This window comes from Streptomyces sp. LMG1-1-1.1, assembly GCF_040815545.1.
Taxonomy (GTDB): Bacteria; Actinomycetota; Actinomycetes; order Streptomycetales; family Streptomycetaceae; genus Streptomyces.
This window is the reverse complement of sequence record NZ_JBFPNH010000033.1, coordinates 1-20902: the sequence shown is the minus strand read 5'-3', so window position 1 is coordinate 20902 and position 20902 is coordinate 1. Positions and strand designations below refer to the sequence as shown.

Below are 20902 nucleotides of genomic sequence, written 5' to 3'. Positions count from 1 at the left end.
GGCGCCCCGCGGGCGCCTTCGCCGACCTACAGTCCGGACATCCCGCTCTTCTCCCCTCTCCACGGAGGTCTTCCGTGCTGCCGATACGCACACGCCGTCCGCGCACCACCCGTCCCGTCCTCGCGGCCGTCGCGCTGGTCGCCTCCGTCACCGCCTGCACGGCCCAGGCCGCGGACGGCGGTGGCCGGCCGGGGGCGCGGGACCACGGTTCCGCGGCGCCCGCGGCGAAGGTGACGGTCGTGGACCCGGCGGCGGGCAGTCCGGTGACCGTGCGGGCCTCGGGCGGCACGATCGCCGCGGTGAAGGTCGTCGACGCCGACGGCGGGACGCTCACGGGCCGTACGGGCGCGGGCGGTACGAGCTGGGTGTCGGACCGCAAGGCGGTGCCGGGGACCTCGTACACGGTGGAGGTGACCTCCCGTTCCGGCGACGGCGGGGAGTCGACGAGCCGGTCCTCGTTCAGCACGCCCGAGCCGGCGAAGGTCAACAAGGTGACGCTCGCGCCGGGCAAGAACACCACGGTGGGCGTCGGGCATCCGCTGTCGATCGTGTTCGACCTGCCGGTGACGCGGAAGGCGGACGTGGAGCGCCAGTTGAAGGTCAGCACCTCGAACGCCACGGAGGGTTCCTGGGGCTGGGTCAAGGACTACTCGGGCCGCGACCGGGCCGACTGGCGGCCGAAGGAGTACTGGAAGCCCGGCACGAAGGTCACCCTCGCGGCGGACCTGAACGGCACGGACTCGGGCGGCGGTTGGTTCGTCCGCGACTACCGCACCGGCTTCACCGTGGGCACCTCGCAGATCGTGAAGGTCGACCTGGACGCCCACCGGCTGACCGTGGTCCGCGACGGCCGCACCGTCCGGACGACCCCGGTCTCCGGCGGCACCCCGGGCGGCGACAAGCGGTCCTGGCGCGGCACGGCCGTCCTGATGGCCAAGGAGGGCACCATCAACATGAACTCCGAGACGGTCGGCCTCGGCGACGCCTACGACAAGATGGTCGACTACTCGATGCGGCTGACCTGGTCGGGCATGTACGCCCACGCGGCCCCGTGGAACGCGGCCTACTTCGGCAGGGCCAACAAGAGCTCCGGCTGCATCGGCATGAGCAACGAGAACGCGGCCGCCTTCTACGCCTCGGTGAACGTCGGCGACCCCTTCGAGATCAAGGGCGCCGAGACCAAGGGCACGGTCGCCGAGGGCAACGGCTACGGGGCGTGGAACGTCGGCTGGGACGAGTGGCGGGCGAAGAGCGCCCTGCGCTGACGGTTCAGCCCACAGCCTTGCGCCAGTCCCGCATCTCCCAGACCAGTACCTCCGCGTCGGTCGCGGCGGCCAGTTCGAGGCCGCCGGCGCCGGTGAGCCGGGCCGCGTCGCCGGGGCCGAGCTCCTCGCCGCCCAGGCGTACGGTCCCCCGGGCCACGTGGACGTAGACGAGGTCGGCGTCCGGTACGGCGGCGCGGGCGCCCGGCCCGACGCGGCGGACGTGCAGCCGGGCGTCCGCCGCCGGCAGCTCGTACGGGACCGGGTCGACGATCCCGCGCACCACCTCGTACGAGGGGTCCCCGCCCGGGGTCAGCGGGGCGAGCCACATCTGGACGAAGACCAGGGGCACGTCGGCGTCGTTGCGTTCGACGTGGCGGACGCCCCCTGCGGAGCTCAGCCGCTGGAGGTCGCCGGCGCGGACGACCGTCTCGTGGCCGGCGGTGTCGTGGTGGGTGAGTTCGCCCTCGACGACCCAGGTGACGATCTCGGTGTGGCTGTGGGGGTGCTCGTCGAAGCCGGCGCCCGGTGCGAGCCGCTCCTCGTTGACGGCGAGGAGCGCGCCGAAGCGGAGGTTGTCGGGGTCGTAGTGCGACCCGAAGGAGAAGGCGTGCCGGGTCTCGATCCCGGCCTCCGGGTCTCCGCCGGGGTAGCGCTCGCCGGCGCGCTGGATGCGTATCACGGGGCCCACCGTAGCCGCCGGACCGCGCCGCGCCGCGGATCCGGACCGGCGGCCCGCGACGGCCCGCGCCGGATGCGAACCGGCCGGCCCGAGGACCCCCGCCGGCAGCGGACCCGCCTCGGCCCCGGACCCTCGCGGCGCCCGACACCGCGGGCCGGACCCACCGGCCCGAGGGCCCCCGCGACGCCCCCCGTCGGAGGCGAACCCGCCCCGACCCCGCACGCCGGCGTCCCGATAAGGCAGTCTTGTCCCCGTGCCAGAACCCGTGAACGCCGCTCATCAGCACTCCGCGACCCTGAAGCGCCTCGAACAGTCCTCCGGGCGGCTCGCCGCCGGGGCCATCGCCCGCATGGACGAGACGCTGCCGTGGTACCGCGCGATGCCGCCCGAGAACCGGTCGTGGATCGGCCTGGTCGCCCAGGCCGGCATCGCCGCGTTCACCGAGTGGTTCCGGCACCCCGAGACCCCGCAGGCGATCTCGACGGACGTCTTCGGCACCGCGCCCCGCGAACTGACCCGTGCGATCACGCTGCGGCAGACCGTGGAGATGGTCCGCACCACGATCGAGGTCATGGAGTCGGCGATCGAGGAGGTCGCCGCCCCCGGCGACGAGTCCGTGCTCCGCGAGGCACTGCTCGTCTACGCCCGGGAGATCGCCTTCGCCACCGCCCAGGTGTACGCGCAGGCCGCCGAGGCCCGCGGCGCGTGGGACGCGCGCCTGGAGTCCCTCGTGGTGAACGCGGTGCTCTCCGGCGAGGCCGACGAGGGCGCCGTCTCGCGGGCCGCCGCGCTCGGCTGGAACTCGCCCGACCACGTGTGCGTGATCCTCGGCACCGCCCCCGACGGCGACAGCGAGCTGACGGTGGAGGCGATCCGCCGGGCCGCCCGGCACGCCAAGCTCCAGGTCCTCACCGGGGTCCTCGGCAACCGACTCGTCGTCATCGCGGGCGGCAACGACAATCCGCTGGCGGTCGCGAAGGCGCTGATCGGCCCGTACGCGGCGGGTCCCGTCGTGGCCGGCCCCGTCGTACCCGACCTGCTCGCGGCGACCCGGTCCGCGCAGGCGGCCGCCGCCGGCCTCAAGGCGTGCTCGGCGTGGCAGGACGCGCCCCGCCCCGTTCTGGCGGACGATCTCCTCCCGGAGCGCGCCATCGCCTCCGACCCTTCGGCGCGCGAACAGCTGGTGGAGGAGATCTACAGACCGCTGGAGGAAGCGGGCTCGGCGCTGCTGGAAACTCTCAGTGTCTATCTGGAGCAGGCGAGCAGCCTGGAAGGCGCGGCCCGGATGCTCTTCGTCCACCCGAACACCGTGCGCTACCGGCTTCGACGTGTGACCGACGTCACCGGCTGGTCACCCTCCGATGTGCGCTCGGCCTTCACGCTGCGGATCGCCCTCATCCTGGGGCGCTTGGCCGACGGAGATCCCCAGTCCTAGACTTTTGTCGAAGACCAACAATTCCCCCGACGGTTCTTCGTCCTTGTCCCCACGGGCGCCGGGAGCCGTCCGCAAGAGAGAGTGTGAGGGTGCTCGTACTCGTCGCTCCCGGCCAAGGCGCTCAGACGCCCGGCTTCCTGACTCCCTGGCTCGAACTCCCCGGCGCCGCCGACCGCATCGCGGCCTGGTCCGACGCCATCGGGCTCGACCTCGCCCACTACGGCACGAAGGCGGACGCGGAAGAGATCCGTGACACCGCCGTGGCGCAGCCGCTGCTCGTCGCCGCCGGCCTGCTGTCGGCCGCGGCGCTCGGCGACGTGTCGCCCGGCGTCGTCGCCGGTCACAGCGTCGGCGAGTTCACCGCCGCCGCGTTCGCCGGTGTACTCGACGACACCGCCGCGCTGCGTCTCGTCCGGACCCGCGGGCTCGCGATGGCCGAGGCCGCCGCGATCACCGCGACCGGCATGTCCGCGCTGCTCGGGGGCGACCCCGAGGTGACCGTCCCGCACCTCGAGAAGCTCGGCCTGACCGCGGCCAACGTGAACGGCGCCGGCCAGATCGTGGCCGCCGGCACCCTGGAGCAGCTGGCCGCCCTGGAGGCGGACAAGCCCGAGGGCGTCCGCCGGGTCGTCGCGCTCAAGGTCGCCGGTGCCTTCCACACGCACCACATGGCCCCGGCCGTGGCGCGGCTGGAGGAGGCCGCGGCGCAGCTGTCCCCGGCCGCCCCGGCCACCCGCTACGTCTCCAACAAGGACGGGCAGGTCGTCACCGACGGCGCCGAGGTCGTGGCCCGCCTGGTCGGGCAGGTCGCGAACCCGGTCCGCTGGGACCTGTGCATGGAGACCTTCCAGGCCCTGGGCGCGACGGCGCTGATCGAGGTGTGCCCCGGCGGCACCCTGACCGGCATCGCCAAGCGCGCCCTGCCGGGTGTGGCCACGGTCGCCCTCAAGACTCCCGACGACCTCGACGCGGCCCGTACGCTCATCGCTGAGCACGCGGCCGTCTGACAAGGAGTGTCGAGAAGCATGTCGAAGATCAAGCCCAGCAAGGGCGCCCCGTACGCACGGATCCTCGGTGTCGGCGGCTACCGCCCCACCCGGGTCGTGCCGAACGAGGTGATCCTCGAGAAGATCGACTCGACCGACGAGTGGATCCGCTCGCGCTCCGGCATCTCCACCCGCCACTGGGCCTCGCCGGAGGAGACCGTCACCGCGATGTCGGTGGAGGCCTCGGGCAAGGCCATCGCGGACGCCGGCATCACCGCCGAGCAGATCGGTGCCGTGATCGTCTCCACGGTCTCGCACTTCAAGCAGACCCCGGCCGTCGCCACCGAGATCGCCGACAAGGTCGGCGCGGGGAAGCCGGCCGCGTTCGACATCTCCGCCGGCTGCGCGGGCTTCGGCTACGGCCTGACGCTCGCCAAGGGCATGATCGTCGAGGGTTCGGCGGAGTACGTCCTCGTCATCGGCGTGGAGCGGCTCAGCGACCTGACGGACCTGGAGGACCGCGCGACGGCCTTCCTGTTCGGCGACGGCGCCGGTGCCGTGGTCGTCGGCCCCTCGGACGAGCCGCACATCGGCCCGACCGTCTGGGGTTCCGAGGGCGACAAGTCCGAGACCATCAAGCAGACGGTCCCGTGGAACGACTTCCTCCCCCAAGCTCTCGGCTCCGCTCGAGCAGGGGGGACCCCCACCGGCGACGTCTCCAAGCTCCCGCTCAACGAGCAGGGCGAGGTCAAGTTCCCCGCCATCACGCAGGAGGGCCAGGCGGTGTTCCGCTGGGCCGTCTTCGAGATGGCGAAGGTCGCCCAGCAGGCGCTGGACGCCGCCGGCATCACGGCGGACGACCTCGACGTCTTCATCCCGCACCAGGCGAACATGCGGATCATCGACTCGATGGTGAAGACTCTGAAGCTGCCGGAGCACGTGACGGTCGCCCGTGACGTGGAGACCACCGGCAACACCTCGGCCGCCTCGATCCCGCTCGCGATGGAGCGGCTCCTGGAGACCGGGCAGGCGAAGAGCGGTGACACCGCGCTCGTCATCGGCTTCGGGGCGGGTCTCGTCTACGCCGCGACGGTCGTTACCCTCCCCTAGGCACCGGATCCGTCCGGAAGCCTCCCCCTATTTACCGAAGTAACCGCAAGAAGGAGCGCCACTATGGCTCACACCCAGGAGCAGATCGTCGAGGGTCTCGCCGAGATCGTCAACGAGATCGCCGGTATCCCTGTCGAGGACGTCCAGCTGGACAAGTCCTTCACCGACGACCTGGACGTCGACTCGCTGTCCATGGTCGAGGTCGTCGTCGCCGCCGAAGAGCGCTTCGACGTCAAGATCCCGGACGAGGACGTCAAGAACCTCAAGACGGTGGGCGACGCCGCCGACTACATCCTGAAGCACCAGGCCTGATTCGGCCCCTGCTGACTCGGTCCGCCACCCCGCGGTGGCGCCGTATTCCGACCATCACACACATGGAGAACGAATTCCTGTGAACTCGACCAATCGCACCGTGGTCGTTACCGGTATCGGCGCAACCACACCGCTGGGTGGCGACTCCGCGTCGACCTGGGAAGGCATGCTCGCGGGACGCTCCGGCGTCAAGCCCCTGGAGGGCGAGCGCTTCGCCGAACTGCCCGTGCAGATCGCCGCGACGGCCGCCGTCGACCCCGGTGACGTCCTTCCCCGCCCGCTGGCCCGCAAGCTGGACCGCTCGGCGCAGTTCGCGCTGATCGCGGCCCGCGAGGCGTGGGCCGACGCGGGCTACACCGCCCCCGCCGGCGAGGACGAGAAGGTCGTGCCCGAGCGGCTCGGCTCCGTCATCGCCTCCGGCATCGGTGGTGTCACCACGCTGCTCGACCAGTACGACGTGCTGAAGGAGAAGGGCGTCCGCCGCGTCTCCCCGCACACCGTGCCCATGCTCATGCCGAACAGCCCCTCCGCCAACGTGGGTCTGGAGGTGAACGCCCGGGCGGGCGTCCACACCCCGGTCTCCGCGTGCGCGTCGGGTGCCGAGGCGATCGGCTACGCCGTCGAGATGATCCGCACCGGCCGTGCCGACGTGGTCATCGCCGGCGGTACCGAGGCCGCGATCCACCCGCTGCCGATCGCCGCCTTCGCCAACATGATGGCGATGTCCAAGAACAACGACGAGCCGACGAAGGCCTCGCGTCCGTACGACACCGGCCGTGACGGCTTCGTGCTCGGCGAGGGCGCGGGCGTCGTGATCCTGGAGTCCGAGGAGCACGCGAAGGCGCGCGGCGCGCGCATCTACTGCGAGGTCCTCGGCCAGGGCCTGTCGGCCGACAGCCACCACATCGCGCAGCCCGAGCCGACCGGCCGGGGCATCGCCGCCGCGATGCAGAACCTGCTCGACTCGACGGACCTCAAGCCGTCCGAGGTCGTCCACCTCAACGCCCACGCCACGTCGACGCCGCAGGGCGACGTCGCCGAGATCAAGGCGCTGCGCAAGGTCCTGGGCGACGACCTCGACCACGTCGCGATCTCCGCGACCAAGTCGATGACCGGCCACCTCCTCGGCGGTGCCGGCGGCATCGAGACCGTCGCGACGGTCCTGGCGCTCCACAACCGTCTCGCCCCGCCGACGATCAACGTCGACGAGCTGGACCCCGAGGTCGAGGCGGACATCGTCCGCGGCGAGCCCCGCGAGCTGCCCCAGGGCACGATCGCGGCCATCAACAACTCGTTCGGCTTCGGCGGCCACAACGTCGTCCTGGCGTTCCGCACGGTCTGACCCGACCACGCCCGCAAGGCCCACCCCACACCGGGGTGGGCCTTCGCCACACCCGCCGGACAGCGTCCGGCACAGCGCCCCGAAGCCCGCGAAGCGACGCGAGGGACGCACGAGGAAGAGGCCAACTCGTTCGGCTTCGGCGGCCACAACGTCGTCCTGGCGTTCCGCACGGTCTGACCCGACCACGCCCGCAAGGCCCACCCCACACCGGGGTGGGCCTTCGCCACACCCGCCGGACGGCGTCCGGCACAGCGCCCCGAAGCCCGCGAAGCGACGCGAGGGACCCACGAGGAAGAGGCCAACTCGTTCGGCTTCGGCGGCCACAACGTCGTCCTGGCGTTCCGCACGGTCTGACCCACGCCTGACGCGAGAGGCCCACCCCGGTCGGGGTGGGCCTCTCGCGCGTGTCGGCGCGGGTGTGGGTCAGCGGAGGGCGACCCGGTCCTCGGCGCGGACCTCACAGGACCGTGCCGTCGCTCCGGCGCGTCGGTGAGTGCCCGTCAGACGACCTGGTGGAGCCAGCGGACGGGGGCTCCCTCGCCGGCGTAGCGGAAGGGCTCCAGTTCGTCGTCCCAGGGTTTGCCGAGGAGTTTGGCGACCTCGGCCTCGAGCTGGGTCTCGCCCTGTAGGGAGCGCGCGAGGGCGGCCCGTAGCCGGTCCTCGGGGACGAGGATGTCGCCGTGCATGCCGGTGACGGCGTGGAAGATGCCGAGGTCGGGGGTGGCGCTGTAGCGCTCGCCCTCGGCGGTGGGGCAGGGTTCCGCGGTGACCTCGAAGCGGAGCATCTGCCAGCCGCGCAGAGCGGAGGCGAGTTTGGAGGCGGTGCCGGTCTGGCCCTGCCAGGAGAACTCGGCTCTCCAGGTGCCGGGGGACGCCGGCTGGCGGATCCAGTCGAGCTGGACCCTCGCACCGAGGACGCCCGCCACCGCCCATTCGACGTGCGGGCAGAGCGCGCGCGGTGCGGAGTGAACGTACAGGACTCCACGTGTCGTCACCGGGACCTCCAGTGTGGGACGAGGTTCGCCTTTCCCAGCGGCCTCAGTAAACAGCATCAGGAGCAAAACGTCACAAACCGTCAAAAAGGGGACAGGAGGTGACGTGATGTAATTTACCGGAGCCGGTCGGCAAAGGTGCCTCTGGTTCGACGGGGGAAAAGCTACCGTGCCGCACCGGCATCGGTGTGACGTACGGTCGGTCCGGGGGCGGGTGAACACGAAGCTTTCACTCGCCAGGACGCCGAAGGAGGGGCCGGGGATGCGCGGCCGACGCCGATTCCGTACCGCCGTCGCCGCCGCGACGGCGGGACTGCTGTGCGCGGGGGCGCTCGCCGGCTGCACGGCCGTGGAGCCGGCGGCGAAGGCCCCCACGGCGAGACCGGTACCGAAGGCGACGCCCCTCTGGGACGTCTCCCCCGCCTCCGTCGCCGCCGTCGGCGACTCCGTCACCCGTGCCTTCGACGCCTGTTCGGTCCTCGCGGACTGCCCCGAGGTGTCGTGGGCGACCGGGACGGACGCGGCCGTCAACAGCCTGGCGCTGCGGCTGCTCGGCCCGGCGAAGGTGGCCACGCACAGCTGGAACCTGGCCCGGACGGGCGCCCGGATGGCGGAGCTGCCGGAGCAGATGGCGGGCGCGGCGGCGGAGAAGCCCGAGCTGGTGACGGTGATGATGGGCGCGAACGACGCCTGCCGGCCGACTCCCGGCCTGATGACCCCGGTCGCCGACTTCCGCGCCTCCTTCGAGGCGGCGCTCGCCCGGCTGCGGGCGGGCGCGCCGAAGGCGCAGGTGTACGTGTCGAGCGTGCCGGACCTGAGGCGCCTGTGGTCGACGGGGCGGGTCAGCCCGCTCGGCCTGCGGGTGTGGAAGCTGGGGATCTGCGGCTCGATGCTCGCGGACGCGGAGGACCTCGGTCCCGCGGCGGAGCGGCGGCGGGCCGAGGTGCGGGACCGGGTGGTGGCGTACAACCGGGTCCTGAAGGAGGTCTGCGCCGGGGACGCGCGGTGCCGGTACGACGGCGGGGCGGTCTTCGGTTTCCGGTTCGGCGGCGGCCAGTTGAGCCCCTGGGACTGGTTCCATCCGAGCAAGGACGGACAGGCGCGGCTCGCGGAGCTCGCGTACCGGCGGATCACGAAGGAGTGAGGACCCCGGGGCGGTTGTCAGGTTCCGCCCCGGGGCCGGTGAGGGGGACGTCCGGGATCAGACGTCGAGAGCGGTCGTCAGGCGGGCGTCCGCGAGGGAGTGGGCGGCGACGACCTCGTAGGCGCCGGTGACGAGGGTCCAGTCGTTCTTCTCCTCGTCCCAGATCTCGAAGGCGCGGCGGGGCAGCGCGATCCCGGCCTCGACGGTCTCGCCGGGTGCGGCCTCGACGCTCGCGAAGCCGGCCAGCCAGCGGGCGGGGCGCTCCACCGTGTCGTCGGTCGGCGCCAGGTAGATCTGGACGACCTCGCGGCCGGTGCGGTCGCCGGTGTTGGTGAGCCGGACGGTGACCGTGGCGCCGTCGCCGTCGGGGCCCGCGACCAGGGAGTCGTACGACCAGGTGGTGTAGCCGAGGCCGTGGCCGAAGGGGTAGGCGGGGACGGCGCCGGCCTTGTCCCAGGCGCGGTAGCCGACGAAGACGCCCTCGGCGTAGTCGAGTTCGCCGTCGGTGGGGGTGACCTCGGTGACGGGGACGTCGGCGAGGGCGACGGGCCAGGTGGTGGGGAGGCGGCCGCCCGGCTCCTCCGCGCCGGTGAGGACGTCGGCGAGGGCGGCGCCGCCCTCCTGGCCGGGGAACCAGCTGAGGAGGATCGCGGCCACGTCCTCGCGCCAGGGCAGTTCGACCGGGGAGCCGGCGTTGACGACGACCACGGTGTGCGGGTTGACGGCGGCCACGGCGCGTACGAGGTCGTCTTGGCGGCCGGGGAGGGCGAGGTCCTTGCGGTCGAAGCCCTCGGATTCGACGCGCTCGGTGGTGGCGACGACCACGACGGCGGTGTCGGCGGCGCGGGCCGCTTCGACGGCTTCGGCGATCAGTTCGTCGGGGTCACGGCGCGGACCGAGGTGGACGAAGGAGAACATGACGGCCGGCAGCGGGGCCGCGAACTCCTTGTCGAGGGTGTGGAGGAGGGAGACCTCGACGGTCTCGCCGGCGGTGAGGGCGACCTTGGCGCGCTCGACCGGGGAGCCGAAGAAGGCCTCGAAGGGGTCGGTCTCGGGGCCCATGGTCTGGACGCCGTCGAAGACGGTCCGGCCGGCGACGGCGAGGGTGAAGGCGCCGAGGCCGCGGGTGCCGAAGGAGTGCTCCCCGCTCTCGCGCGGGGTGTAGGTGCCGACGACCTCGATGGAGGCGAGGGCCTCGTGGGTGACGCCGGCCGGCAGGTCGTCGCCGATCCACTGGACCTGGCCGTTGGGCAGGGAGCCCTCGCCGAGGAGTCGGCCCTCGGCGTCGCGGCAGCGGGCGCGGAGGGTGAACCCCTGGTCGGCGGGGGTGAGTTCCTCGCTGGGGTCGGCTCCGACGGTGAAGGTGAGGGCGCCGTCGGGAAGGGCGGCGGTGAGGCCGTCGAGCGGGGAGACGACGTGGTCGGGGAAGACCTGGGCGGAGCCGCCGCCGAGGACGCGGGCGTCGCGGGCGGCGGCGCCGGAGAGGGCGACGGTGCGGCCTGCGGCGAGGGGCAGGGCCGTGTTCTCGTTGCGTACGAGGACGAAGCCGCGGCGGGCGACCTCGCGGGCGAGGGCGTCGCCGTCGATCGGGGCCGGGGGCTCGGCGACGACCGGCGGGGCGCCTTCGAGGGCGCCGACGCGGGCGGCGAGCCGCAGGACGTTGCGCACGGCCGCGTCGACGGCGGCCTCCTGGACCTCGCCGGCGCGGACGGCGGCGGCGAGGGCCTCGCCGTACACGGTGACGGGGCCGGGCATGGCGACGTCGAGGCCGCCCTCGATGTCGCCGGTGGTGGAGCGGGCGGCCATCCAGTCGGAGACGTTGTAGCCGTCGAAGCCCCACTCGCCGCGCAGGACCTCGTTCACGAGGTACCGGTGCTCGGTCATCGTCACGCCGTTGACCTGGTTGTAGGCGGTCATGATGCCCCAGGGGTGGGCGTTCCTGACGATGGCCTCGAAGGGGGCGAGGTAGACCTCGCGGAGCGGGCGCGGGGCGATCCTGTTGTCGACGGTGAAGCGGTCGGTCTCGGCGTCGTTGGCGACGAAGTGCTTGACGGTGGTGCCGACGCCGCCGTCCTGGACGCCCTGGACGTAGCCGGTGCCGACGGCGCCGGTGAGGAAGGGGTCCTCGCTGTAGGCCTCGAAGTGGCGGCCGCCGAGCGGGGTGCGGTGCAGGTTGACCGTGGGGGCGAGGAGGACGTGGACGCCCTTGCGGCGGGCCTCCTGGGCGAGGAGGCGGCCGGCCCGGCGGGCGAGCGCGGGGTCCCAGGCGGCGGCGAGCGCGGTCGGGGACGGCAGGGCGACGGACGGGTCGTCGGCGGTCCAGCGGACGCCGCGGACGCCGATGGGGCCGTCGGACATGACCAGGGACTTCAGGCCGATCTCCGGCAGGGCGGGCAGGGACCACATGTCCTGGCCGCCGAGCAGTCGCGCCTTGGTGTCCAGGTCGAGCTTGCCGAGCGCCGCCTCGACGGCCGCGTTCCTCACGGTCTCCGCGCTGTTCTCCGCCATGGCCGTACCTCCTCGTTGACGTACCGATGACCCCGATGCGCCCATCGTGCACCCACCTACCTGTAGATCGGTAGGTTACGTTATTGATCCGTTATCTCAACGGCGGGGCGAAGGGGTACCGTCCTGTCGGGACGAACCTGCGAGAGGAAGGCCACGGCGATGGTGCGGGCCAGGAGCGAGGAGCGACGCGCGGACATCCTGCGCGCCGCCCTCGAAGTGATCGCCGAGCGCGGCTACCGGGGCGCCACCCTCGGCTCCGTCGCCGAGCGCGTCGGACTGACCCAGCAGGGGCTGCTGCACTACTTCCCGACGAAGGAGGCGCTGCTCGTCGCCGTCCTGGAGGAGCGCGACCGCTGGGACACCAGCGGCGGCCGGGACCGCGAGGGCTGGCGGCTCGACCTGCTGGAATCCCTCGTCGAGTACAACGCGATGCGGCCGGGGATCGTGCAGACCTTCTCCGCGCTGCTCGGCGAGAGCGTGACCGACGGCCACCCCGCCCGCGTCTTCTTCACCGAGCGGTACGCCCAGGTCAGGGCCAACATGGCCGACGTCCTCCGGCTGGAGTTCGGCGACCGCCTCCCCGGCGGGCTCACCCCCGAACAGGCGGCGCCGCTGCTCACCGCGGTCATGGACGGGCTCCAGTACCAGTGGCTCCTCGACCCCGCCGCGGTCGACATGCCGGGCGCCTTCCGGGACTTCCTGCGCCTGCTGTACGGGGGCGAGGACCGCCCCTGAGGGGCGTCTCGTCGACGAGCCGGGCCTGGTCGACGAGACATCCCCCTAACGGGCCACGGCCGCCAGGTCCTGGCCGAGCAGCGACGGGTCCTCGGTCAGCGCGGTGTGGACGGCCTCCAGGACGGGGAGCTTCGCGAGCGCCGTCGCCAGGGCGACGTCCTTCGCGGCGAGGGCGACGGGGAAGTGCGAGCCCGTCGCGGTGGCGCGGCCGACGGCCCCGGCGAGCGGGCCCGCGCCGAGGGTGCGGAGCGCGAGGTCCCGGGGCAGCCCGAGGGCGCCGGCGAGCGCGAGGGCCTCGGCGACCAGGGCGACCCCGCCGATGACCGCGTTGATGAGGACGAGCTTGAGGGCGGCGCCGGTCCCGGGCCCGCCGCACGGGGTGGTCGCGCCGAGCCGGTCCAGGACGGCGGCGACGGGCGCGGTGTCGCCGCCCGCGAGGATCAGCAGGTCGCCGGAGGCGGCCCGGTCCACGCTGCCCATGACCGGCGCGTCGATCAGGGTGACCCCGGCCGGGAGCCGGGCGGCCAGGGCGCGGACGGTGTCCGGGCCCACCGTCGAGGTGTCGATCCAGTGGGTGCCGGGGCGCAGCGCCGGGATCAGCTCGTCCGCGACGGCGAGCGCGGCGGCCGGGTCCGCCAGCATCGTGACGACGACGTCGGCGTCCCGGACGGCCTCGGCGGGGCTCGCGGCGCGGATCGCGCCGTCGGCGACGAGGGCGTCCGCCTTGGCGGCCGTGCGGTTCCAGACGGTCAACGGGTGTCCGGCGTCGAGGAGTCGGCGGGCCATGGGGAGCCCCATGGACCCGAGGCCGAGGAAGGCGATCTTCTGCTTGTTCTCCATGTCCTCGACGCTAGGTCCGGCCCTTTCATGCGACAAGCGAATGTCTAGCATGGTCAGCATGCCCGTCTCGCATGGTCTGTACGAAGCGTTCCTCGCGGTCGCCCGCGAGGGGTCCTTCACCGCCGCCGCCCGCGTCCTCGGCTACACCCAGTCCGCGGTCTCCCGCCAGGTCCAGGCCCTGGAGGACGAGACGGCCGCGGTGCTCTTCGAGCGCCTGCCGCGCGGGGTGCGGCTGACCGAGGCCGGCCGGGTGCTGCTGCCGCACGCCGAGGCCGTACGGGACCGGCTGGTCGCGGCGCGGGCCGCGCTGGAGGCGCTGCGCACCCTGGAGGGCGGCCTGCTGCGGCTCGGCTCGTTCTCCAGCGCCAACGCGGCGCTCGTCCCCGGCGCGCAGGCCGTGTTCCGGGCGCGTCATCCGGGAGTCGCGGTCACCCGCACCGAGGGGCCGTCCGCGAAGCACCTGGGGCTGCTCGCCGCCGGGGAGCTGGACCTCGCCGTGGTCAGTCCGGCCTTCACCGCTCCCCCGCCGGAGGGCGTCACCCTGCACCACCTGCTGGACGAGCCGATGCTGGTGGCCCTGGCGCGGGGGCACGCGCGCGCGGGGCGGCGGGCGGTGCGGCTCGCCGAACTCGCCGGGGAGGAGTGGATCGTCGGCGACGAGCGCCTGGAGGACACCCTCTTCCGTCCGGCGGTCGCCGCCGGGTTCCGGCCGCGGACGGGGCTGATCGCGCAGGACTGGATCGCCAAACTGGGCGCGGTGGCCGCCGGGCTCGGCGTCACGCTCGTCCCGGCGCTCGCGGCGGCGTCCGTGCGCAGGGACGTCACGCTGGTCCGGATCCATCCGGACGACGTCCCGTACCGCCGGATCCACGCGGCGGCCCCACCGGTCCCCTCGGCGGCGGCGACCGCGTTCCTGGAGGTGCTGCGGGAGACGGCCGAGGCACTGCGGGGCTCCCCGGGGTTCCCGCGCGGCGGCCGGGCGGGATGATGGGGGCCATGATCGTCGCAGCCACCCAGTTCGCCCCGGTCGCCGGGGACATCGACGCCAACGTCCGTACGATCGCCGGGCTGGTCCGGGCCGCCGGGGCGGAGGGGGCCCGTGTGGTCGTCTTCGCGGAGCTGTGCCTGACGGGGTACGAGCCGTCCCTGATACGGGACGCCCCCGGCCTGGTCCTCGCCGAGGACGACCCCCGGCTCGAACCCGTCCGGGAGGCGTGCCGGGCGGCCGGTGCGGCGGCCGTGGTCAACGGGCCGGTGCGGACCGGCGGTTCACGGGCCGGGATCACCACGCTCGTGATCGGCCCGGACGGCTCGCTCCTCACCCGCTACGACAAGCGGAACCTGTACGGGGTGGAGGCCGAGGTGTTCGCGCCGGGCACCGCCGACGGCCGGTTCACGCTCGACGGGGTCCGGTTCGCGCTGGCCACCTGCTACGACAACCGCTTCCCCGAACTGGCCGAGCGCGCCGCCGCCGACGGCTGCGCGGTGTACCTGGCGAGTTCGGTGCTGTCCGCCGACAACGACTCGTTCGCGACCGTGTATCCGGCGCGGGCCCGCGACTTCGGTCTGTACGTGGTCCTCGGCAACGTCCTGGGGCCCAATGAGGACGGGGTCGGCGCCGGCCGGGCCGGCGCCTGGGGTCCGGACGGCGGGCGGATCGCGGACGCGGGCGACGCCGGCGCGGGCTTCGTGCTCGCCGAGGTCGGCTGACCGCCCGGGACGGGACGCGCCGACCCCGTCCTCGCCGGGCCCGGGACGTGCGGAAGCCGGGCGGCCGTGGGACATACGGCCGCCCGGCTCGTGGACCGCCGTCACGGAACCCCCGGTCCGTGACGCCGCCCCGCCCCCGTTACGGGGCGCTCAGACCCAGCGTGTACGCACCGGAACCGCTGTACGCGTGGACCACGTACCGGTAGTAGCCGGCGGTGCCGTAGTAGCTGGTGTTCTCGTCGGCCGTCGCCGTGCCGCCGACCGCCACGTCCGCCCAGGCCGACCCGTTCCACTTCTGCAGGTACAGGTCGAAGTCGGTGCCGGCCGGGCCGCGCAGGCAGCCCTTGTGGGTGCCTGCGGTGGCGGAGTAGTAGTACGAGCCGTCCGGCTGCGCCTGGGCCTGGCCGGAGGTCAGGGTGCCCTGGTAGGTGTTCTCGGCGCCGTCGCAGCCGGTGGGCGGGGTCGTGGTGCCGACCGACAGCTGGTACGTGACCGTGTGGGTGGCGGAGCCCGTGCCGGTGACGGTGATCGGGTAGGTGCCGTTGGCGGTGCCCGCCGCGACCTGGACGGTCATGGTGGACGAGGAGCCCGAGGTCACCGAGGCGGGGCTGAAGGAGACGGTGACGCCGCTCGGCGCGCCGCTCGCGGAGAGCTGGACGGTCTGCGCGCTGCCGCCGGTGGTGGAGGTGTTCACCGTGGAGGTGACGGAGGCGCCCGCCTGCACCGAGCCCGAGGACGGGTTCAGGGCGAGCGAGAAGTCCGGGGTGGTGGTGCCGCCGCAGTCGGTCTCACCGGACTGGGCCGGGACGCCGACCGCGTTCCAGGCCGCCTTCACCGCGTTGCACTCGACGCTGCCGTAGGTGTTCTTGGCGCTGGTCAGCGTCGCCTTGCGGGCGGCGAGGTGGTTCCAGGAGGAGGTCTTCATCAGCAGGGCGCCCATGAAGACCTTGCCGGCCTTCTGGATGCCGATGCCGGTCACCGAGGACGGACCGCCCGAACATATGGGGCTGCTCGGCTTGCCGCCACCCGGGTTGGAGCCCTCGGCGAGCAGGTAGAACCAGTGGTTCTGCGGGCCGGCCGCCGCGTGCACCTCGGTGCCCGAGGTCAACTGCGGGTAGCAGTTGGGGTCGTTGCCGACGAGCGAGGGGTTGTACATGTTCCGGATCGGCTTGCCGTCGCCGAAGAAGTTGACCTTCTCGCCGACCGTGTAGTCCGGGGTGTCGTTCGGGTTGTTGGCGTAGTGCTCGGTGAGCGCGCCGAAGATGTCGCCCGTCGACTCGTTCATGCCGCCGTTCTCGTTGGACGAGCCCGAGCTGCCCGGCGTCCGGTCGAAGATCTCGTGGCCGTACTCGTGCGCCACGACGTCGATGCCGGTGAGCTGGTTGGAGCCGGTCTGGGCCCGCCCGTAGGTCGTCTTCGTGCCGTCGTAGTAGGCGTTGACCTCGGAGAGTCCGGCGCGGGCCGGGACCATGCCGCCCTGCCCGTTCTGGCCGTTGTAGCCGAACCACTCCTTGAGCATGGAGTGTTCCTTCTGCGCCGCGTACATGATGTCGACGCACGCGGTCACCAGGTCGTTGGCGCCGTTGTTGCCCCAGGGCGAGGAGCCCGTGTAGGCGCTGCCGTTCTGGCCGCCGCACTTGAAGCCGCCGCGGCTGGTGTCGGTCATCGAGGAGGCGGCGGTGTCGATGGTGACGTTGCCGTTGTGGTAGCCGCGGCCGTCGGCGTGCAGGATCTTGTCGGTGGCGCGGGCGACGGCGCCGGTGCGCGCGTCGACATAGGTGTCGAGGGAGCTGGGCGCGTCCTGCGCGGTCCGGCCGATGACCAGGGTGTGCCAGGTCAGCACGGCCTTGCCGCCCTTGAGGAGGACGGTCAGCTCGGGGGCGCTCGCGCTCTCGACCGACGCCAGCTGCCCGCGGGCGGTGGCGAGGGCCGCGTCGGCGGTGACCTCGGCCTTGATGGAGAGCTTGATCGCCGGGGCGGGGGCGCCGGTGACCTCGCGGACCTTGCCGGTGCTGTCGGTGAGGACGACCGCGTCGCCGCCGCCGACGACCGGGAGGCCGCGGTAGGTGCGCTCGTACGACGCGTAGTACAGGCCGTTCGCCCAGGGGGTGACGGACGTCCGGACGAGGTCCTCGTCGGCGCCGTGCCGCAGCTCGTCGAGGCCGCTCGCCGCGGCGCCGTCGGCCGCCGCGAGCGCCAGGGACTTGCCGTGGCCCGGGGGTACGGGCTGCGCCTGCGGCACCGCGGTGGCAGTGCCGGCGAGGGCGGTCGCGAGGCTCGCCGACAAGGCCAGGGCGGCCACGGTCGCCGTGAGTCTGGTGGGGTGCAACGTCTGCTCCGATCAGGGTGGGGATCGAGGTGGGGGAGACGGATCGTCGCGCCGAGTATGGGCGTGGACATGGCCAGTTCGGGACATCTCACGCGGCATAAGACGCGGGTTATGGTGCGCCCGCGCGGTGCTGCGTACGCTGCTGAAATGCAGCTGGAGTTGAGGCATCTTGAGGCCGTCTGCCGGATAGCGGAAGCGGGCAGTCTGGGGCGCGCGGCCGGGCGCCTCGGGGTCTCGCAGCCGGCCCTCTCCGCGCAGCTGCGCCGGATCGAACGGGTCGCGGGCGGGGAGCTCTTCCTCCGCGGCCGGCACGGCGTGGAGCCCACGCCGCTGGGCGAGTTCGTCCTCTCGAAAGCGCGCCTCGTGCTCGGCGAGATGGACGCCCTGGCCGCCGGGGCCCGGGCCGTCGCCCCGCACACGCCGCTGCGCCTCGGCTGCATCCTGCTCGTCCTCGTCGACCGGCTGATCGGGGAGTTGGAGCAGGTCATGGCGGGGCTCGGCACCGGGCAGGACGTCTCGGTGAACGTGGAGCACTCGGCGACGACCCTGACCCGGCAGCTCGGCGCGGGACGCTACGACGCCGTCCTGTACGGGGAGGTCAACGACCACGAGGTGGCGCTGCCCGAGGGGACCACGGCCCGGACGCTCGTCCCCAAGGAGCCGTTCTGCGTGCGGCTCTCGGCGGCGCACCCACTGGCCGGGAAGGACCGGATCGCGCTGTCCGAGCTGGCCGGCGAGTCCTGGATGACGCTGGTCGAGGACGACGACGGCGGCCCCGAGGCGCTGGTCGCGGCCTGCGCGAAGGCCGGCTTCACGCCCGTGCTGCGGCACCGGGTGGCCGACCGGCAGATGCACTACGGCCTGATCGCCGCCGGCCGGGCGGTCTCGATGAGCCAGCCGACGGCCCCGCCCGCCGAGGGGACGGTGCTGCGCCCCCTGGAGGGCGACCCGGTCACCGGGCGGATCCGGCTCGCCTGGAACCGGGCCGCGGTCCCCGCCCCGCACGCCGATCTGCTGTACCGGGCGGCGGCCCGCGCCTACCTGGCGAACGTCGACAACAACGCCTTCTACCGGGCCTGGTGGGACGCCCGCCCGGAGCTGCACCCGGTCCTCGAAGGCTGAGTCCCCCGAGGACCGGACGCGGTGCGGCGACTAGTCGTACGAGAGGTCGCCGGCCGCGTAACGGCAGGTGGTGCCGTCCGGGCCGGTACCGGTCTCCGTGGGCTCCTTGCCGGTGTTGTTGCCGGTGAAGCGGGTGCAGGGCTTGATCTTCTTCTTGGCGTCGCCGTGGATCCGGATGTGGCGCAGGGTCGCGGTGTCGCCGTAGTTGGCGTTGACGCCGACGATCGACTTGCCGGGCGCGGTGACGTCCACGTCGTTGATCAGGATCGTCCGCGGGTACTGCTTCTTGCAGTTGCCGCAGGAGCGGACCAGCTTGCCGAAGTCGGCGACCTGGAACTTGGTCACGACCAGCTTGCCGGCGCCGTTGAACTGGAAGACCTTGTCGGAGGCGCCCTTCGCGCCGCCGCCGTAGACCGCGTACACCGAGGACGCCGAGGTGCCCTTGAAGGTGGCGGCGTCCTCACCGACGTTCTCCCACCAGACGTTCTGGAGGGTGCAGCTGCCGAGGCAGTGCACCCCGTCCGCGGCCGGGGTGCCGATGACGACGTTCTTGAGGACGGCGCCGTCCTTGAGGACGAAGACCGGCTTCTGGCTCTCGCTCTGGCCGTCGGAGCCGAGCTCACCGGTGCCGTAGAAGCGCTTGAGCTTTCCGTCGTAGGTGCCGGACACCTCGATGGTGGCGGCGACCGGCTTGCTGCCCTTGGCCTCCGGCCAGGCGGCGACGGCGCCCGCCGCGCCCGCCGGGGCGAGCAGGGTGCTGGTGACGATCGCCGCCCCGGTGACACCGAGGGCGCTCAGGCCGCCGATGACCGCGCGGCGGCGGCCCGTCTTCCGCTTGTGTGACGTCATGTGTTCCTTCTTCAGTGGGGGAGGTGGTGCACCTCCTGGTCGCCACCGGCCGAAGGAAGGTTGCCGCCTTCTTGATCGTTTTTCCCGGAGTCGTCGCCGCCCGTCTCGCCGCGCAGGTCGCGCACCATCAGCGTGGCGCCCGCGACGGCCCCCGGCATCAGGAAGACGGCGACGAACGGCACCAGGAAGGCGAGCGTCAGCGGCACACCGAAGCCGAGGGTCGCCAGCCTGCGCCCGCGCAGCATCCGCAGCCGCTCCTTGAGCTCCACGCCCCGGCGCTGGAGCGCCACGGCCGTCAGCTCCTCCGCGAGGAAGAACCCGGACACGCAGAAGCCGAGGACGGGCACGACGGTCTGGCCGACGACCGGGATGAAACCGCAGGCGAACAGCAGGACGCCGTAGAACGCGACCCGCAGCACCACCCGCAGGCTGTCCCGGGCCGAGATCCACAGCTCGCGCCAGAGCGGCAGCCCGGACTCGGGCACCTCGCCGCCCTCGCCGCGGTCGACCGCCTCGGAGAGGGACTCGTAGAACGGCTGGCCGACGAGCAGCGTGACGGCGGTGAAGGTGATGACCGCGAGGAAGCAGCCGAAGGCGAAGACGAGCGCCGTCAGGGTGCCGCGGAAGATCCCGAGCCAGGGCGAGGTCCAGTCGTCGGCGAACGGCGTCGCCCAGGCCGCCAGGTCGTCGGCGCCGTAGCCGAGACCGACGAGCGCACCCGCGTACAGCACGAGGGTCACCAGGCCGGGCAACAGCCCGAACCCGAACCACCGCCCGTGCCGGCCCACCCACTTCTGGCCCTGCAGCAAGTACTTGAAACCCACCCCGAGATCACGCATGGAAGTCACCCTATCGGTGCCCCGGGCACCCCTCCGGGCAGGTCAGCGGCCGGACGTACGGAAGGAGTCCAGGGCCGTGTCGAAGTGCCGGCGGCCCTCCCCCGCGCGGTCCACCGGGGCCGACGCCCACACGTCGTACAGCGTCCCGGCCTGCTCCCAGCAGACGTCGACGGTGCGCCGCGGCCCCTCGGCGCTGGTGAAGCCGTTCCACGTGAACTCCCAGCGGGCGGCGGGCAGCCCCTTGTACCGCGTCTCCTCGACCGTGGCGTCGCGGTACCCCCGGTTCGTCCTCGGGCCGTCCGCGTCCGCGCTCCGCATCACCCCGATCGCCCCGCCGGCCGGGATCGCCCTGATCCGCACCCCGACCCAGACCGCCCCGTCCCCCGTCGTGTAGAACACCCGCTCCCCGTCGGTCGAGCGGCGCGCCCCGGCCGGAACGGCCAGCGTGAACCCGCGCTCGTCCTCGACGGTCGTGTACCCGGCGGGCGCGGGGCCGGCCGCGGGCGTGACCGTCGTCGTGGGGGACGACGAGCCGGACCGGGGGCCGTCCGCCCCCGTCGACGGCTGGTCCCGCCCCGCGAGCAGCACCGCCACCGTCACCGCCGCGACGGACGCGGCGACGGCCGCGACCGTGACCGGCAGCGCGAGACCGCCCCGCCGGCCGGCCCCGGCGCCGACCGCCCGTCCCGCCGCGGGGTCCGTACG

At 73.2% G+C, this 20902-nt stretch carries 18 protein-coding genes and 1 pseudogene; 11 read left to right on the top strand and 8 right to left on the bottom strand.

What is annotated here, in order from left to right; genetic code table 11:
• Positions 1 to 74: 74 nt before the first annotated feature.
• Positions 75 to 1265: a L,D-transpeptidase gene (locus MRBLMG1_RS19930; protein ID WP_367825437.1), complete on the top strand. Its 1191-nt coding sequence runs from the start codon at positions 75 to 77 to the stop codon at positions 1263 to 1265.
• Between the two features lie 4 nt (positions 1266 to 1269).
• Here the strand turns inward: MRBLMG1_RS19930 and MRBLMG1_RS19925 are convergent, their stop codons facing one another.
• A complete protein-coding gene (locus MRBLMG1_RS19925) occupies positions 1270 to 1944 on the bottom strand; it encodes a pirin family protein (protein ID WP_367825436.1) in 675 nt (224 codons plus the stop codon).
• Positions 1945 to 2197: 253 nt separating this feature from the next.
• Between MRBLMG1_RS19925 and fasR the strand changes: the two genes are divergently transcribed.
• The 5 genes from fasR to fabF all read left to right on the top strand — a co-directional run bounded on the left by fasR (position 2198) and on the right by fabF (position 7129).
• Positions 2198 to 3379, top strand: coding sequence for a fatty acid biosynthesis transcriptional regulator FasR (gene fasR / locus MRBLMG1_RS19920; protein ID WP_367825435.1), 1182 nt, complete (start codon positions 2198 to 2200; stop codon positions 3377 to 3379).
• Positions 3380 to 3468: 89 nt separating this feature from the next.
• Entirely contained in the window at positions 3469 to 4386 is a 918-nt protein-coding gene (locus MRBLMG1_RS19915; protein ID WP_367825434.1) for an ACP S-malonyltransferase, read from the top strand.
• Between the two features lie 18 nt (positions 4387 to 4404).
• Entirely contained in the window at positions 4405 to 5475 is a 1071-nt protein-coding gene (locus tag MRBLMG1_RS19910; protein WP_367825433.1) for a ketoacyl-ACP synthase III, read from the top strand.
• 63 nt (positions 5476 to 5538) lie between these two features.
• Positions 5539 to 5787 (top strand): acyl carrier protein, encoded by a 249-nt coding sequence (locus MRBLMG1_RS19905; protein ID WP_093876267.1) that lies wholly within the window; start codon positions 5539 to 5541, stop codon positions 5785 to 5787.
• Positions 5788 to 5866: 79 nt separating this feature from the next.
• Entirely contained in the window at positions 5867 to 7129 is a 1263-nt protein-coding gene (fabF, locus tag MRBLMG1_RS19900) for a beta-ketoacyl-ACP synthase II (RefSeq protein WP_367825432.1), read from the top strand.
• A 500-nt stretch (positions 7130 to 7629) separates the two neighbouring features.
• Here the strand turns inward: fabF and MRBLMG1_RS19895 are convergent, their stop codons facing one another.
• Entirely contained in the window at positions 7630 to 8124 is a 495-nt protein-coding gene (locus MRBLMG1_RS19895) for a DUF3145 domain-containing protein (RefSeq protein ID WP_367825431.1), read from the bottom strand.
• Positions 8125 to 8383: 259 nt separating this feature from the next.
• Between MRBLMG1_RS19895 and MRBLMG1_RS19890 the strand changes: the two genes are divergently transcribed.
• On the top strand, positions 8384 to 9265 hold the full coding sequence (locus MRBLMG1_RS19890) for an SGNH/GDSL hydrolase family protein (RefSeq protein ID WP_367825430.1): 882 nt from the start codon (positions 8384 to 8386) through the stop codon (positions 9263 to 9265).
• A gap of 57 nt (positions 9266 to 9322) precedes the next feature.
• Here MRBLMG1_RS19890 and MRBLMG1_RS19885 read toward each other — a convergent pair whose 3' ends face one another.
• Positions 9323 to 11773, bottom strand: a complete 2451-nt coding sequence (locus MRBLMG1_RS19885; RefSeq protein ID WP_367825429.1) for a beta-glucosidase family protein — start codon at positions 11771 to 11773, stop codon at positions 9323 to 9325.
• 159 nt (positions 11774 to 11932) lie between these two features.
• Here MRBLMG1_RS19885 and MRBLMG1_RS19880 point away from each other — a divergent pair, with 159 nt between their 5' ends.
• A complete protein-coding gene (locus MRBLMG1_RS19880) occupies positions 11933 to 12508 on the top strand; it encodes a TetR/AcrR family transcriptional regulator (protein WP_367825428.1) in 576 nt (191 codons plus the stop codon).
• 45 nt (positions 12509 to 12553) lie between these two features.
• Here MRBLMG1_RS19880 and MRBLMG1_RS19875 read toward each other — a convergent pair whose 3' ends face one another.
• A complete protein-coding gene (locus MRBLMG1_RS19875) occupies positions 12554 to 13348 on the bottom strand; it encodes an NAD(P)-dependent oxidoreductase (protein ID WP_367825427.1) in 795 nt (264 codons plus the stop codon).
• Positions 13349 to 13397: 49 nt separating this feature from the next.
• On the opposite strand from MRBLMG1_RS19875, the gene MRBLMG1_RS19870 reads away from it, so the two are divergent.
• Both MRBLMG1_RS19870 and MRBLMG1_RS19865 read left to right on the top strand, forming a co-directional pair.
• Positions 13398 to 14336: a LysR family transcriptional regulator gene (locus MRBLMG1_RS19870; RefSeq protein WP_414721615.1), complete on the top strand. Its 939-nt coding sequence runs from the start codon at positions 13398 to 13400 to the stop codon at positions 14334 to 14336.
• Positions 14337 to 14344: 8 nt separating this feature from the next.
• Positions 14345 to 15058, top strand: a complete 714-nt coding sequence (locus MRBLMG1_RS19865; RefSeq protein ID WP_367825425.1) for a carbon-nitrogen hydrolase family protein — start codon at positions 14345 to 14347, stop codon at positions 15056 to 15058.
• A 139-nt stretch (positions 15059 to 15197) separates the two neighbouring features.
• Here MRBLMG1_RS19865 and MRBLMG1_RS19860 read toward each other — a convergent pair whose 3' ends face one another.
• Entirely contained in the window at positions 15198 to 17387 is a 2190-nt protein-coding gene (locus MRBLMG1_RS19860) for a M4 family metallopeptidase (protein ID WP_367825424.1), read from the bottom strand.
• A gap of 147 nt (positions 17388 to 17534) precedes the next feature.
• Here MRBLMG1_RS19860 and MRBLMG1_RS19855 point away from each other — a divergent pair, with 147 nt between their 5' ends.
• Positions 17535 to 18509 carry a LysR family transcriptional regulator gene (locus tag MRBLMG1_RS19855; RefSeq protein ID WP_367825423.1) on the top strand — a complete coding sequence of 325 codons (975 nt, stop codon included), beginning with the start codon at positions 17535 to 17537 and terminating at the stop codon, positions 18507 to 18509.
• 30 nt (positions 18510 to 18539) lie between these two features.
• Here the strand turns inward: MRBLMG1_RS19855 and MRBLMG1_RS19850 are convergent, their stop codons facing one another.
• The 3 genes and pseudogenes from MRBLMG1_RS19850 to MRBLMG1_RS19840 form a co-directional block, all read right to left on the bottom strand.
• Positions 18540 to 19358: a pectate lyase gene (locus MRBLMG1_RS19850; protein ID WP_367825422.1), complete on the bottom strand. Its 819-nt coding sequence runs from the start codon at positions 19356 to 19358 to the stop codon at positions 18540 to 18542.
• Between the two features lie 11 nt (positions 19359 to 19369).
• Complete coding sequence (locus tag MRBLMG1_RS19845) at positions 19370 to 20197, bottom strand: EI24 domain-containing protein (protein ID WP_367825421.1); 828 nt, start codon at positions 20195 to 20197, stop codon at positions 19370 to 19372.
• Between the two features lie 42 nt (positions 20198 to 20239).
• Positions 20240 to 20902 (bottom strand): annotated as a pseudogene (locus MRBLMG1_RS19840) (serine/threonine protein kinase); the annotation flags it as partial.